Here is a 15,528-nt window from a genome sequence, read left to right as displayed (position 1 = left end):
CACCAACCCCACCCCGACCGCCACCACCTTGCGCATCGGTGTGCTGCCCGACACCCAGGGCAGCGCGTCGGGGGTGGCCCTGCATCCCATGAAGGCCGTGCTGGATCTCTACGAGCAGTCGGGCGTGAAACTGGTGCTGGCCGTGGGCGATCTGGTGGAGAACGGCACGCCGGCCGAGTACGCGCAATGGCGCGAGCTGGCCGAGCGCTACAAGGACAAGATGACCATCCTGCCGGTGATGGGCAACCACGAACCCAAGGGCACCGATCAGGACTGGCACGACACGGTGGAGTCCTTCATCCCTGCAGACGCCGAGCACATGGCCGGCTCGCGCAACAAGAACTACGCCCTGGTGCGCGACAACGTGCTGCTGATCAACATCTCGTACGGCTGGTTCGAGCGCTCCTACGACTTCGTCGAGGCCATGATCCTCAAGCACGGCTCGAAGACGGATCACATCCTGCTGCAGACGCACAACTCCTTCGCGGGCAACCGCTACGGCCTGGTGCGCGAGAACATCGTGGACGGCAGCATCTCCATCGTCAACGACGTGAAGTTCCGCGAGGTCTACGACAAGTACCGCACCCTGCTCGCACGGCACGACGTGATCTACCTCTCCGGTCACGAGCACCACTACTCGCGCAGCGTCGTGCGCGACGACAACGACCTGCCCTTCACCCAGATCATTTCCGGCAACGCGGCCTACAAGGGCTACGAAACGCGCTTCAGCGAACACGAACGCATCCAGAACCTGGTGATGCTCAAGGTGCAGCATGAGACCACCGGCAGCGTGGATGTGAACGCCTCCGTGTTCGAGGTCACGGGCCCGCGGATCGACTACCGGTCCTACTTCGTCACGCACTCGGTGATGAGCAACAGCGACCCCCTGCAGCAGCTGGCCTCGCCCGACTGGAAACTCCTGGACCGGTTCGTCCGCACCAAGGACCACTGCAGCAAGGTGGTCTACCCGTCCAGCATGCCGTCGGAGGTGCAGCGCAACGGCGCCTACGACCTCTCGTACCGCACCAGCACCTGCGTCTCGAAAGGCGGCAGCCGCGCGCGCCTGCTCGACGGTGCCAACCACACCTACAACCGCCATGACACCCGCACACGCACCATGAGCGCCACGCCGGGCTATTCCTTCGCGAACAGCAACCTGGAGATGGAGTCCATGATGTACCGCTACATGTTCATCCGCGACCAGAGCTACAGCCCCAACCTCAACAACAGCCAGCGCGCCCGGGTCATCAACGCGGGCACGCCGAGCGAGGAAGTGGAGGTGCGCGAGACCACCATCGACCTGAAGAAGCAGGTGATGCTCAGCTGGCAGGCGGCGAGCGGCGGCACGCTCGGCGACGAACTCTTCGTCAGCGGCATCAGCGGTCAGGACGGCACCTACATCGACGCCTACGGCCGCCCAAAGAACCTGCGCACCGACATGGGCCTGCCCGGCAGCTACGGCAACGGCACCGAACAGGTGAAGCTGCCGGTGGCGGCCTTGCCTGCGCATGCCGGGCAGGGCTGGGCACTTCGGGAGGACACCGTGGGCGACACCTACGTGGTCGAGCTGGCGGCACCGACCGGGCGCAACGCCACGAACAGCGCCCTCGCGCGCTACGACACCACGGCGAAGGCATGGGTGCCCCTGGTGGCCAGGGACTGCGTGAGCCGGCAGGCTTATGCAACGGCCTACCTGGCGGCCCTGCCGGCGGACGTCGACGCGGCCTGCGGCAACACCACCGTGGTCGGCTTCGATGCCGCCAGCAGAAGCTACTGGGCCCGCCTGAACCGGGACGACCGCCTGGCGGTCATCGCGCGCCCCTGAGCAGGCCGAAGCGAGGGGGCTCAGGGCGCAGCGCTGCCACCCGAGAAGCTCGCCTGAAGCGCCCGTTCGGATTCGACCATGAGCGCGATCAGCCGCTCCAGCCAGTTCGGCTCGGACGGCCAGGCATTGCTCTCCACCACGCGAGAGTGATGCTTGGTGATCTCGAACATGGCGCGAGCCCCCAACTCGCCACTCAGGCCTACCAGCGAATGCAGGGCCTGGCGGGCGGCGTGCAGGTCGTTGCGCCGCACCGCCTCCTCCAACTGGTCGATGTGTTCCCGGACCTGGGCCAGGCCGTCGGGCAGCAGGTCCACCATGATGTTCATGCCCTTGAGCAGTTCGATGCGCTCGACATCCAGCAGCGAACCCATGGCAGTGCCCAAGGCCCACCCTGCGGATGATGGCGGAGCGGATTCGGCGGTTGACTCGCCCACCGCGCGCTGCCCAATCAGCCGAGCCAACTCCTTGCGCAGGGCCACCACGTTCACGGGCTTGGAAAGAAACCCATCCATCCCCGCATCCCGAGCCGCTTGCATGTCTTCCGCCGAAGAATGGCCCGTGAGCGCGACCACGGGAATGTTTCGCACCCCATCCGGCATCGTGCGCAGTTGCCGGGTGGCCTCCATGCCGCTGAGAACGGGCATCTCCACGTCCATCAGGATCACGGCGGGCCGAGCACCCGCTCGCAGGCACTCCAGAACCTCCTGCCCGTGTTGCGCCTCGATCACCTCCAGCCCCAAGGTTTCCAGGTAACCCTTGACGATCGCGCGGTTCACCGCGTTGTCCTCCGCCAGCAGCACGGTGCGGCCGGTGAACGGCGCGGGGTCCTTGGCGCTTGCATGCCAGGGCTGGTCTTTGAGCAGGTTCACGATCGCGCCGGCCAAATCCGCCAAGCCGCAAGGCTTGCGCAGAAATCCATCCATGCCCGCGTCGCGCGCCCTGGCCCGTGCCTTGGCGGCTGCCTGGGCACTGTAGGCCAGCACGGGAACCTGTTCATGCCCTGGGACCTCGCCCAACCGGATCTGCCGCACGGCTTCGTACCCATTGAGCACCGGCATGTCGATGTCCATCACGACAAGGTCGTAGGGCACGGAGGCTGAGCGCAGCAGGTCCAGCGCCTGCGCGCCGTCCACAGCCTCGTCGATGCTGCTGCTGCCGACCAGAGAGAGCAGCTTTGCAAGGGTGCTTCGGCGCTGGAGCGGCTCGTCATCCACCAGCAGCACACGAGCGCCGCGCAGCAGCCGTGCGGCATGCCGCAGCGATTCCTCTTCGTGGGCCTGGAGCTCCGCCGGCGGCACCGCCGGGAACGACAACGTGAATTGCGTGAACTCCCCCAACTGAGACTCACAGGTGATCTCGCCGCCGAAGGCCCGCATGGCGCGCCGGCAAAACGCCAGGCCCAGACCCGTGCCCTCGGCTTTTCCGGACGTCTGGAAATCCTCAAACAGGCGCTCCATCCTGTCCGGCGCGATGCCCGGACCCGTGTCTCTCACGGTGATGCGACGCGCCTCCACCGTCACCGTCACGGTCGCCTGGGGAAACGCCGACAGGTAATACAGCGCGTTCTTGATGAGGTTGAAGAGGATCAGTGTCAGGACGGTTTCATCGCCCTTGAACATGAAGTCGGCCACTTCCTCAAGTCGAACCCGATCGCGCTGCGCGTCGCTCTCGTAGCCGAACTCGCTCACCGCACGCTCGGTGCATGCCCCGGCCGACAGGCAGGTGAAGCTGGACGTGTTGAAGGCCTTGGTCTTGAGCTGCTGCAATGTCACAGTGACCGACTGCAGACCCAGCTTGATTGCGTTGCGTCCCTCGTTCAGCACGCGTGCCATTTTCAGGATCTGCTCACGCGAGTGAGAGACTGAGGTCTCTGATGGCCCCATGCGCATGAAGTCGCGATCCAGGGTATCGAACACATGTTGAATCTTCTGCATGGGACCTCGCATCTCGTGTGCGATGGAGCCAGCGAAGCTCATGTAGAGGCGGTGGCGTGCCAATCTGGCCTGCTTCTCTCCCAAATGGGACAACGCCCCCGCCACAAAAAGCAACGTCGGGGCAGGCAACCAGATCAAGAAGTCAGAAATGAGAGCGGCATTGGGCTGGAACGCGAAAAACGCAGCCACGCTGATGGCGTATCCCGTGACCAGCATGACCACCGCATTGCGCCAGTCGGCAAACAGAATGACGCACACCGCACCAATCACCATGTTCACGATAGAAAAGGCGTCACCTTGATTCTTTAAGGTCGTGAAAGTGAGCATGAAAGCAAGGCAATAGATGCCGGTGAAGTACGAGTAGGCAAGATAGAACCGATTGATCCCCGCCGGCCACCATGAGCGCAGAGCCAGTGCCAAACAAAGCAGCGTGGCCACGATCCTCAACTCCAGATCGTCATACCGTGGAGGCAGTTTTCCCGTGAACCGCAGCAGGTAGAAGAGTGGAAAGGCAACGACCCCGACAACGCCCACCCACTCCAGAAACGACCGGCTCATGTCGTGATGCGCGCTGTACCTTGCGTACAAGTTGGCAATGGTTGATCTCAAATCGCACCTCCCAAAAAATTGGCAGGGCGATGCTAAGGGGGCATCCGGTTCGCAACAACCGCCTGGAACCACCACAGGCCGTGATTGGCGCCGGGCAAATTCCACTTGAGTCCAAAACGACGTCGGTTCGTTGCCAGATTCAGCTAATTGAAGCCCGCAGATTGGGATATTCCCTAGGCTCGAAAAATGAGGGCGAAGGCGGTGCTCGCCTCGCAGCCAATCAACGACCAGCCACCACCGTGCGCGCCACCACCCGGTCATCCCCCAGCACGATCAACGCAAACAGCAACTCGTCCAGGCTGTTCGCCTGCGAGGTCTTGCGCGCCAGCAAGGGCGTGGCCTGCGGATCGAGGACCACGAAGTCCGCCTCGTGGCCGGGTTGCAGGTTGCCCACCACGCCTTCCAGACCCAGCGCGCGCGCCGCGCCCGCCGTGTGCTGCCACCACAACTGCCCCGGGGTGAGGCTCAGGCCCGGCTTGGTCTGGCCTTCGCGGCCCACGCAGTAGGCCGCGAGCATGGTGCGAAACGGCGAGAAGCTGGTGCCACCGCCCACGTCGCTCGCCAGGCCGTAGCCCATGCCGGCCGCGTCGGCGGCGAGGTAGTCGAAGAAACCGCTGCCCAGGAACTGGTTGCTGGTCGGGCTCACGGCGGCGGTGGTGCCGGTGGCGGCCATCAGCTCGCGGTCGGCCTGGTCGAGGTGGATGCAGTGGGCGTACACCGCGCGCTGGCGCAGCAGGCCGAAGTCGCCGTACACGCCCAGGTAGCTGCGCGACTTCGGGAACAGCTCGGCCGCCCAGCGCACCTCGTCGCGGTTTTCCGCCACGTGCGACTGGACCCACACATCGCCGTACTTCGCCGCCAGTTCGCCCGCACCGCGCAGCTGCTCGGGCGTGCTGGTGGGCGCGAAGCGCGGTGTGATCGCATAGCCCAGGCGGTCCACACCGTGCCAGCGCTGGATCAGCGCCTCGGTGTCGATCAGGCTTTGCTCGGTCTGGTCGCGCACACCGTCGGGGCTGTGGCGGTCCTGCAGCACCTTGCCGGTGACGAAGCGCAGGCCGCGCGAGCGCGCCGCCTCGAACATCGCGTCCACCGAGGCCGGGTGCGAGGTCGCGAAAGTGAGCGCGGTGGTCACGCCATTGCGCGAGAGTTCGTCCAGAAAGAAGGCCGCCACCTCGCGCGCGTGGTCCGGCTCGTGAAAGCGCGACTCGTGCGGGAAGGTGTAGTTCTCCAGCCAGGGCAACAGCCCGGCGGCGGGCGCACCGATCACGTCCGTCTGCGGGTAGTGCACGTGCATGTCGATGAAGCCCGGCGCGATCAGTTGGCCGCTCAGGTCTTCCACCGACACACCGGCGTAGTTGCCGATCAGTGCGGCGTGATCGCCCGCCGCGCGCACCACACGCCGGCCCTGGGCATCGGGGCCGATGACCAGCAGGCCATCGGCGTCGTACACGGGGCGTTGCTGATCGTCGAAACGCAGGAGGGCAGCACGGTAGGCGTTCATGCCGCGCAGCTTAACGCCTTGGGCGGCTGGGGGCATATCGCGCCCCCGATAAGGCCCATACCGCCGGGCGAGGCTCAGCGCTCGACCGAGCCCTGCACGCCCTCGACCAGCCAGTTCATCCCCAGGATCTGCCCGTCGTCGAGCGCCTTGCCGGGCTCGATGACCGTCTTGCCCTGGTTGTCGCGCACAGCGTCCTTGCGCGCCGAGAACACCGCGAGCTTGCCGGCGGCCATGTCGGCCTGGCGCGCCTGCACCTCGTCGCGCACCTTGGCCGGCACCTTGCTGCCGAAGCTGTCGACGCGGATCATGCCTTCCTTCACACCACCCCACACGCTGGCGCTCTGCCAGGTGCCGTCGAGCACGGCCTGCACGCGGCGGGTGTAGTAGTCACCCCAGAGGTGGGTGACGGCGGCGATCTGCGCATCCGGCCCGAAACGGCGCATGTCGGAGTGGTAGGCCACGGCGAGTTTGCCGCGTTCCTGCGCGGCCACCATCACGGCGGTGGAGCCAGTGTGGAAGGCCAGCACCTCGGCGCCCTGGTTCATCAGGGTCATGGCGGCGTCGCGCTCGCGCGGCGGGTTGAACCACTCGCCCAGCCACACCACCTTGACGGTGGCGCGCGGGTTGACCGAGCGCATGCCCAGGGTGAAGGCGTTGATGCCCTGGATCACCTCGGGGATCGGGAAACCCGCGATGTAGCCCGCCTGCGTGGCCATGCGGCCAGCGGCCACACCGGCCAGGTAGCGGCCCTCGTAGTAGCGCGCGTTGGCGGTAGCGACGTTGGGCGCGGTCTTGTAGCCGGTGATGGACTCGAACTTCACGTCCGGGAACTCGCGCGCCACCTTGAGCGTGGGCTCCATGTAACCGAAGCTGGGCGTGAAGATGATGCGGTGGCCCTGTTGCGCCAGGTCGCGGATCACGCGCTCGGCGTCGGCGCCCTCGGGCACGTTCTCCACGTAGCGTGTCTCGACCTTGTTGCCGAGCGCGGCCTGCACGGCCAGGCGGGCCTGTTCGTGCTGTCGCACCCAGCCGGCTTCGGTCAGCGGCGTCACATAGACGAACGCGGCCTTGAGCGGCGGCGTCTGTGCCTGGGCGGTGGTGGAAAAGGGCAATAAAAAGCTGGCAGCCGCCAGTGCGCACGCGCACCGGGCCACGAGGTTTTTGTACATGGTGTTCCTCTACATGGCTTCCGTGAATGAAAAAGCGAGCCGGGGAAGCACCGGGCTCGCAGGGGCGTTATTTTACCTGCGCTCGCCGTGCGACAGTTCGTAGGCCGTGCTGCGCCCGCCGCCTTCGGTTTTGCGCAAGACCCCCAGCGACAGCAACTGCTGGATGTCGCGCAGCGCGGTGTCCGGCGAACACTTGGTGAGCTTGGCCCATTGACCGCTGGTCAATCGACCCTCGAAGCCATCGAGCACGCGGTTGAGCATGGCCACCTGGCGCTCGTTCAGCGGTGTCTGCGCCCAGCGTTGCCAGAAGTTGGCTTTCTGCAGCACCGAATCCAGCGTGAGGTGTGCGCTGTCCACGGCGCGCTTCAAGGCCGTGATGAACCAGGCGAGCCAGCCGGTCACATCGAGGCTGCCCCGCTGCGTGCGCTCCAGGATGTCGTAATAGGCTTTGCGCTCTCGCTGGATCTGGGCTGACAGGCTGTAGAAGCGCTGTGGACTGCCGTCGCCCCGAGCCAGAAACAAGTCGCCCACCGCGCGCGCAATGCGCCCGTTGCCGTCATCGAACGGATGCAAGGTGACAAACCAGAGATGGGCCAACCCGGCCTTGATGGCGGCCGGCTCACCGGTGGATGCGTTGGCCCATGCGAAAAACCGGGCCATCTCTTCGTCCAGACTCTGTGCCGGTGGGGCCTCGAAGTGAATGCGCTGGCGCTGCACCGGACCGGAAACGACCTGCATGGGCCCCGCCGCATCGTTGCGCCAGCCCCCGACGCGAATGCGCGAAAGCGCACCGAAACCGGTGGGAAACAGCGCCGCATGCCAGCCGAAGAGGCGCTCTGCGCTCAGGGGGAGCTGGCTGTTTTCGGTGGCATCCAGGACCATGCCGACCACCCCATCCACATGGCGATCGGCGGGTGCCAGCGCACCAATGTCCACCCCCAGCCGCCGCGCCACGGACGAGCGCACCGAATCTTCGTCCAGCTGCTCACCCTCGATGGCGCTGGTCTTGATCACGTCATCGGTCACGGCCGACAGACTGGCGCGCTCGCGCAGAGGGAGCCCCACATCGGCCATGCGCCCAAGCAGCTGGCCCTGGGCATGGCTGGTCTCGCTCAGAGGTCCCACCAGTTGGGACAGGTCGTAGTGCAGCGCCGGCCAATCGCTCGACTGCCAGATAAAGCGCGGTGCGTACCAATATTCTCCGCTTTTCATGCGGACATTATGACCGATCAAACGCCGCACGGCCTAATTTCACCGCTAAAAATGCGGCAAATAGGAGCCCTATTCGCCGCACGCCGCCGTTCAACTGGCGACCGCGGCGTCCAGCAAGGCCATGAGTTCCGCGCGCCGCGCCGCGCTCACGAAGCTGGCCTCGAAGCTGTTGCGCGCCAGGGTGACGACGTGCTCGCGCGTGAGGTCCAGCGCCTGCACGGTCTGCACGAAGTTGGCGTTCATGTAGCCGCCGAAGTAGGCGGGGTCGTCGGAGTTGACGGTGGCGCACAGGCCGGCGTCGAGCAGGCGCTTCATCGGGTGGTCTTTCAGGTCGTCCACCACGCAGAGTTTCAGGTTGGACAGCGGGCACACCGTGAGCGGGATGCGGTGTCGCGCCAGCTCTGCGACCAGGGCCGGGTCCTCCAGCGAGCGCACGCCGTGGTCGATGCGCTCGGTCTTCAGGTCGTTCAGCGCTTCCCAGATGTAGGCCGGCGGGCCCTCTTCGCCCGCGTGCGCCACCACATGGAAACCCAGCTCGCGGCAGCGCGCGAAGACGCGCGAGAACTTGGACGGCGGGTGGCCCACCTCGCTCGAATCCAGGCCCACGCCGATGAAGTGCTGGCGGTAGGGCAAGGCGGCTTCCAGCGTCTGGAACGCATCTTCCTCGCTCAGGTGGCGCAGGAAGCACAGGATGAGCGCCGCACTCACGCCCAGCTCGGCCTGCGCACGCGCGCAGGCGCTGGCCAGGCCCTGGATCACCGTGGCCATGGGCACACCGCGCGCGGTGTGGGTCTGCGGGTCGAAAAACAGTTCGGTGTGCACCACGTTGTCGGCTTTGGCACGCAGGAAGTAGGCCCAGGCCATGTCGTGGAAGTCGGCCTCGTGCAGCAGCACGCTGGCGCCCGCGTAATAGATGTCAAGAAAGCTCTGCAGGTTGGTGAAGGCATAGGCCTCGCGCAGCGCTTCCACGCTGGCATAGGGCAGGCTCAGACCGTTGCGCTGGGCCAGCGCGAAGATCAGTTCGGGCTCCAGCGAGCCTTCGATGTGCATGTGCAGCTCGGCCTTGGGGATGGCGGCAGCGAGTTGGGCAGGGGTCATGGTCATGTCCTTCGATCAGCAGGTGCCCAGCGCAATGCCCAGGCGGTTCAGGTAGCGGCGGTAGGCGCTGGAGACGCGGTCGGCCGGGCCGTGCACTTCGGTCACGGGCAGGGTGCGGCCCACCGGCAGGGCGCGCGGTGTCTGCGACTCGACCACCGGGCGGTCCTGCGCGAACACCGCGTCCTGGAAAGCGATCAGTTCCTGGTCGGTCGAGGTGTCGCCGCGCGTGGCCATCACGAACCAGGCGGTGCAGAGTTCGTGGCCGTCGGGCCGGATGAAGAGCGCAATGGCATTGCTCACCGGGTCGCCTTCGGTGGCGTCCTTGCGCAGGATGGCGGCAAAGGGGTGCGGCACGTCGTATCGGTAGGCGATCCAGGCGCCCCCGTCCGCGCCGGCATAGGCGCGCGGCTGCCAGGCCCGGGCCTCGCGCACCACCAGGCCAGAGGCCCCCTCGCCCTCTTCGACCGCACCGGTCTGCACCTGCGCGTGGCCGCGCTCGCCCAGCCAGCCTTCGTGCACAAAGCCGAAATGGCTCAGGTCCAGGAAGTTTTCCACCAGGCGCGGTGCGCTGGTGTTGAGTTCGTAGGGGCCGCACACCACGGTGCGCCAGGCCGGGTCGTCGCCCGGTGCGAACACCGGCGGCTCGGCCAGGGCCGGGGCCGGGACTTGCGACGGCGTCTCCAGCCGCACCCACACCAGGCCATGGTGCTCGCGCGCCTCGAACACCGCGGCGCAGTGGCTGGCCGGCGGCACGAAGTCGGGCGCGGCGGGCACGTGCTGGCAGCGGCCCTCGCCGCCGAACTGCCAGCCGTGGTACGGACATTCCAGCCGGGTGCCGTGCAAGCCGATCAGCACGCGGCCCAGCGACAGCCTCGCGCCCCGGTGCGGGCAGCGGTCAGCCCAGGCATGCACGCGGTGGACGTCGTGCGCCTGCTCGCGCCAGAGCACCAGCGGCTGCCCGAGCAGCGAACACGCCACGGGCTGGTCGCGCACCTGGTTCGATGCGATCACGGGGTGCCAGAGTTGTCGTTCGATCATCGTGGTCTCACTCAAGCAAGAAAGCCGCCCGGAGGCGGCTTTCTTTTCCAGGACACGCCAGAAGGCGGATCAGTTCGGCACTTTGCCTTCAACGCCCTTGACGTAGAACTTGATGCCACCGAGGAACTTGTCGTCGGCGACGGTGTCCTTGGCCAGCACTTCCTTGCCGTCGGAACCCAGGATCGGGCCCTTCCAGATCGAGAAGCTGCCGTCCTTCAGGCCGGCGCGCACGGTGTCGACCTTGGCTTTCACTTCGGCCGGCACGTCTTCGGCGACGGAGACCATGTCGATCGCGCCTTCCTTCACGCCCCACCACACGCCGCCGGTGGACCAGGTGCCTTCCAGCACGTCCTTGGTGGCCTTGATGTAGTACGGCGCCCAGTTGATCACGGCCGAGCCCAGGTGGGCCTTGGGACCGTAGGCGGTCATGTCGGAGTCCCAGCCGAAGGCGCGCTTGCCCATCTTCTCGGCGGTCTGCAGCACGGCCGACGAGTCGGTGTTCTGGAACAGGATGTCGGCGCCGCCGTTGATCAGCGAGGTCGCGGCTTCGGTTTCCTTCGGTGGGTCGAACCAGCCGTTGACCCAGACCACCTTGGTCTTGACCTTGGGGTTCACCGATTGCGCGCCCAGCGTGAAGCTGTTGATGTTGCGGATCACCTCGGGGATTGGGATGGAAGCCACCACGCCCAGGGTGTTGGACTTGGTCATGCTGCCCGCGATCACACCGGCCATGTACGCGCCTTCGTAGGTGCGGCTGTCGTAGGTGCGCAGGTTCTCGGCGGTCTTGTAGCCGGTGGCGTGCTCGAACTTCACGTCCTTGAAATCGGGCGCGATCTTGAGCATGGGCTCCATGTAGCCGAAGGTGGTGCCGAACACCAGCTTGTTGCCCTGGCCGGCCAGGTCGCGGATCACGCGCTCGGCGTCGGCGCTTTCAGGCACGTTCTCGACAAAGCTGGTGACGATCTTGTCGCCGAATTCCTTCTCCAGCGCCTTGCGGCCGTTGTCGTGTGCAAAGGTCCAGCCGCCGTCGCCCACCGGGCCGACGTAGGCAAACGCGATCTTCAGCGGCGCGGCCTTCGGTGCCTCGGCCGCCGCAGGTGCGGGTGCAGCGGGCGCGGCGGCCTCTTCCTTCTTGCCGCAGCCGATCAGGACGGCGCTGGTCAGCGCGGTCAGCGCGGCAACCTTCATCAGGGAACGTTTGCTCAGGTCTGTCATGGATAACCTCTGTTGTTGGGAAAGGGTTGAGCGGGAAGTGATGCGGGAAACGGAAAAGATTATGCGCCCGGGTAAAAGGGTTTTCCGATCGAGGACGGCATGTTGATGCGAATCCACGTCGGGTTGCGCGAGATCAACACCAGCACGACGATGGTGGCCACGTAGGGCATCATGGTCAGGAACTGGCTGGGCACGTTGACGCCGATGCCCTGCAGGTGGAACTGCAGCATGGTCACGCCGCCGAACAGGTAGGCCCCGAGCAACACGCGGGCCGGCCGCCAGGTGGCAAAGGTGGTGAGGGCCAGCGCGATCCAGCCCTTGCCGGCGATCATGCCCTCGACCCACAGCGGCGTGTAGACGGTGGACACGTAGGCACCGGCCAGGCCGCAGAGCGCGCCCCCGGCCATCACCGCCACCAGGCGGATGCGGCGCACCGGGTAGCCCAGCGCGTGCGATGACTCGGGGCTCTCGCCCACGCTGCGCAGCACCAGGCCGGCGCGCGTGCGGTACAGGAACCAGATCAGGCCGATGACCAGCGCCACGCAGATGTAGACCATCGGGTGGTGGCGGAACAGCGCCGGGCCGATCAGCGGGATGTCGCCCAGCAGCGGGATCGCGTGGCGGGTCTGCTCGGGCAGCTTCTCCTGCACGTAGCCGGTGCCGGCGAAGGCCGAGAAGCCGGCACCGAACAGGCTGAGCGCCAGGCCCGTGGCGTACTGGTTGGTGTTGAGCCAGATCACCAGACCGCCGAAGATGGCCGCGAGCAAGGCCCCAGCAGCCATGCCGGCGACAAAGCCCAGGGTGGTGCTGCCGGTGTGGATCACGGTGGCGAAGCCGGCCAGCGCGGCGCACAGCATCATGCCCTCGGCGCCGAGGTTGACGATGCCGGCCTTTTCGTTGATGAGCAGGCCCAGCGAGGCGATGGCCAGCACGGTGCCCGCGTTGAGCGAGGCGGCGATCAGGAGTGCGATGGATTCCATGGCTTACTTCTTCCAGACGAGGCGGTAGGCAATCAAGGTATCGCAGGCCAGCAGCGCGAACAGCAGCAGGCCCTGGAACACCCCCGTGATGGACTTGGGCAGGCCCAGGCGCGACTGCGCGAGCTCGCCGCCGATGTAGAACATGCTCATGAGGATGGCCGAGAACACGATGCCCACCGGGTGCAAGCGCCCCACGAAGGCGACGATGATGGCGGCGAAGCCGTAGCCCGCCGGCACATAGGGCGTGAGCTGACCGATCGGGCCCGCCACCTCCAGCGCACCGGCCAGGCCGGCCGCGCCGCCCGAGGTCAGCAGCGCGACCCACAGCGCCTTGCGCGAGGAAAAGCCCGCGTAACGCGCCGCCGCCGGCGCCAGGCCGCCCACCAGCTGGGCGTAGCCCGAGTAGGTGCGGAAGAGGAAGACCCACACCGCCGCCACGCCGGCCAGCGCAATCAGCAGGCCGATGGTCACGCGCGAGCCACTCATGAGGCGCGGAATCTGCGTGACCGACTCGAAGGTCTTGGTCTGCGGGAAGTTGTAGCCCATCGGGTCCTTCCACGGCCCGTAGACCAGGAAGTTGAGCACCTGCACCGCCACATAGACCAGCATCAGGCTGACCAGGATCTCGTTGGCGTTGAAGCGGTCGCGCAGCAGCGCGGTGATGCCGGCCCACAGCATGCCGCCCAGCACACCGGCGGCGAGCACGGCGGGCACGATCCAGGCGCCGGTGGTCTTGTCGGCGGTGAGCGCCACGCCGGCCGCGAAGATCGCGCCGATGATGTACTGCCCCTCCGCGCCGATGTTCCACACGTTGGAGCGGAAACACACCGCCAGCCCCAGCGCGATGATCAGCAGCGGCGTGGCCTTGACCATCAGCTCGGACAGCGCGTAGGTGCTCTTGATCGGCTCCCAGAAGAACACCTGCAGGCCGCGCACCGGGTCCTTGCCCAGCACGGCGAACAGGATGACGCCGATCACCACCGTGATCAGCAGCGCCAGCAGCGGCGAGGCATAGCCCCAGCGCGCCGAGGGTTGGGGACGGACTTCAAGCCGCAGCATGGGCGGTCTCCTCTTTCTTGTGGTGGGTGGCGGCGGTGTCCCAGAGACCGGACATCCATTCGCCGATGCGCTCGATGGTGGCTTCGGCCCGGTCCAGGCTGGGCGACAGACGCCCCTTGGCGATCACGTGCAGGCGGTCGCTGATCTCGAACAGCTCGTCGAGCTCCTCGCTCACCACCAGCACCGCGCAGCCCGCGTCGCGCAGCTTCAGGATCTCGCCCCGGATCTGCGCGGCCGCGCCCACGTCCACGCCCCAGGTGGGCTGGCTCACGATGAGCAGCTTGGGTTTGGCCTCAATCTCGCGGCCGACAATGAACTTCTGCAGGTTGCCGCCCGAGAGCGACTTGGCCGCCGCGTCCGGCCCGTTGGCCTTGACCTTGTAGCGCGCGATGATGTCGGCCGCCTGGGCCTTGAGCGCGCCCACGCGGATCCAGCCGCCCGAGCCGAGCGCGTCCTTGCGCGAAAGCAGCAGGTTGTGCGCCAGCGAGAGCGTGGGCACGGCCCCCCGGCCCAGGCGCTCCTCGGGCACGAAATGCTGGCCCTGGGCGCGCCGCCGGCCCGGGCCGGCGTGTGACACGTCCTGCCCGCCCAGGCGAATGCTGCCCGCCGGCGCGCGGCGGTCCTCGCCCGAGAGCGCGTAGAGCAGCTCGCTCTGGCCGTTGCCCGACACGCCGGCGATGCCCACCACCTCGCCCGCGCGCACCGTGAGCGCGATGCCGCTCAGGTGGGTGCCGAACGGGTCGTCGCTCTGCAGCGTGAGGTCCTTCACCTCCAGCACCGCCGCACCGGCGTGCAGCTCGCGCACCTCCAGCGCGGGCGGTTCGGCGCCGATCATCAGGCGCGAGAGCGAAGCATTGCTTTCCTGGCGCGGGTCGCACACGCCCGTGACCTGGCCGCCGCGCAGCACCGTGCAGGCGGTGCACAGCTCGCGGATCTCGTGCAGCTTGTGGCTGATGTAGAGGATGCTGCAGCCCTCGGCCGCGAGCTTGCGCAGCACCACGAAGAGCTTTTCCACCGCCTGCGGGGTCAGCACCGAGGTGGGTTCGTCCAGGATCAGCAGCTGCGGGTTGGTCAGCAGCGCGCGGATGATCTCCACCCGCTGCATCTCGCCCACCGAGAGCGTGTGCACTGGGCGCGAGGGGTCGATGTCCAGCCCGTACTCGGTGGCCTTGGCGGTGATGCTCGCGCTCACCTCGGGCAGCGAGAGCGACTTGTCCAGCCCGAGCCAGACGTTTTCGGCCACGGTGAGCGTGTCGAACAGGCTGAAGTGCTGGAACACCATGCTGATGCCCAGGGCGCGCGCCTCCTGCGGGTTGCGGATGTGCACCGGCTTGCCGTTGAACATCACCGAGCCCTCGTCGGGCTTGACCGAGCCGTAGATGATCTTCATCAGGGTGGACTTGCCGGCGCCGTTCTCGCCCAGCACGGCGTGCACCTCGCCGGGCTGCACGGTGAGCGAAACGCCGCTGTTGGCCACCACGCCCGGATATCGCTTGGTGATGCCGCTGAGTTGCAATCGTGTCGTGGTCATGGGTCTCCTTCGTTGTCTGTCGGGCTCAGCCCTCGGCATCGGGCCGCTTCAGGGAAGCGGCCACGCTCTTGACCTGCTCGCGCAGCCAGCGCCCCGCCTTGGAGGCGTGGGTGCGTTCGTGCCAGAGTTGGTAGTACATCATTCGCGGGAACTCCACCGGGCTGGGCAGCACCTTCACCGGCAGCACGCCGGTGAAACGGTCGCAGTACTGGCGCCCGGTGGTGAGCACCAGCAGGCTGCCCGCCACCATGGCCGGGATCAGCCCGAAATGCGGGCAGCGGGCGGTGATGGTGCGCGCCAGGCCCAGGGTGGCCAGGTGCTCGTCGATGAAGCCGCGCGCACCGGGGTGGGTGGGCG

Annotated in this window: 12 protein-coding genes; 1 reads left to right on the top strand and 11 read right to left on the bottom strand. The window is 66.8% G+C overall.

The window, feature by feature from the left end:
- Positions 1–1,825, top strand: a 1,825-nt coding sequence (locus AC07ZS_RS28080) for a metallophosphoesterase family protein (protein ID WP_494801726.1), incomplete at its 5' end; no start/stop codon positions are given.
- Positions 1,826–1,845: 20 nt separating this feature from the next.
- Here AC07ZS_RS28080 and AC07ZS_RS28075 read toward each other — a convergent pair.
- From AC07ZS_RS28075 to AC07ZS_RS28025, 11 genes are all read right to left on the bottom strand, one after another.
- Positions 1,846–4,317, bottom strand: coding sequence for a response regulator (locus AC07ZS_RS28075; RefSeq protein ID WP_494801725.1), 2,472 nt, complete (start codon positions 4,315–4,317; stop codon positions 1,846–1,848).
- Between the two features lie 271 nt (positions 4,318–4,588).
- Complete coding sequence (guaD, locus tag AC07ZS_RS28070; RefSeq protein WP_494801724.1) at positions 4,589–5,869, bottom strand: guanine deaminase; 1,281 nt, start codon at positions 5,867–5,869, stop codon at positions 4,589–4,591.
- Positions 5,870–5,943: 74 nt separating this feature from the next.
- Entirely contained in the window at positions 5,944–7,038 is a 1,095-nt protein-coding gene (locus AC07ZS_RS28065; protein ID WP_494801723.1) for a BMP family ABC transporter substrate-binding protein, read from the bottom strand.
- 72 nt (positions 7,039–7,110) lie between these two features.
- Positions 7,111–8,250, bottom strand: a complete 1,140-nt coding sequence (locus AC07ZS_RS28060; RefSeq protein WP_494801722.1) for a Fic family protein — start codon at positions 8,248–8,250, stop codon at positions 7,111–7,113.
- A gap of 90 nt (positions 8,251–8,340) precedes the next feature.
- Positions 8,341–9,348, bottom strand: a complete 1,008-nt coding sequence (locus AC07ZS_RS28055) for an adenosine deaminase (protein ID WP_494801721.1) — start codon at positions 9,346–9,348, stop codon at positions 8,341–8,343.
- A 15-nt stretch (positions 9,349–9,363) separates the two neighbouring features.
- Positions 9,364–10,386, bottom strand: coding sequence for a Rieske 2Fe-2S domain-containing protein (locus tag AC07ZS_RS28050; RefSeq protein WP_494801720.1), 1,023 nt, complete (start codon positions 10,384–10,386; stop codon positions 9,364–9,366).
- Between the two features lie 69 nt (positions 10,387–10,455).
- Complete coding sequence (locus AC07ZS_RS28045; RefSeq protein WP_494801719.1) at positions 10,456–11,601, bottom strand: BMP family ABC transporter substrate-binding protein; 1,146 nt, start codon at positions 11,599–11,601, stop codon at positions 10,456–10,458.
- 59 nt (positions 11,602–11,660) lie between these two features.
- Complete coding sequence (locus AC07ZS_RS28040) at positions 11,661–12,581, bottom strand: ABC transporter permease (RefSeq protein WP_494801718.1); 921 nt, start codon at positions 12,579–12,581, stop codon at positions 11,661–11,663.
- Positions 12,582–12,584: 3 nt separating this feature from the next.
- Positions 12,585–13,640: an ABC transporter permease gene (locus AC07ZS_RS28035; RefSeq protein ID WP_494801717.1), complete on the bottom strand. Its 1,056-nt coding sequence runs from the start codon at positions 13,638–13,640 to the stop codon at positions 12,585–12,587.
- Positions 13,627–15,171 carry an ABC transporter ATP-binding protein gene (locus AC07ZS_RS28030; protein ID WP_494801716.1) on the bottom strand — a complete coding sequence of 515 codons (1,545 nt, stop codon included), beginning with the start codon at positions 15,169–15,171 and terminating at the stop codon, positions 13,627–13,629. Before AC07ZS_RS28030 ends, AC07ZS_RS28035 begins: the two co-directional genes overlap by 14 nt.
- A 25-nt stretch (positions 15,172–15,196) precedes the next feature.
- Positions 15,197–15,528: type 2 periplasmic-binding domain-containing protein (locus tag AC07ZS_RS28025; RefSeq protein ID WP_494801715.1), on the bottom strand; the 332-nt coding region annotated here is incomplete at its 5' end.

It is taken from the genome of Hydrogenophaga sp. GW456-12-10-14-TSB4 (genome assembly GCF_059424305.1).
Note: the sequence above shows the minus strand (reverse complement) of the source record. Positions and strands in the feature narration are given on the sequence as shown.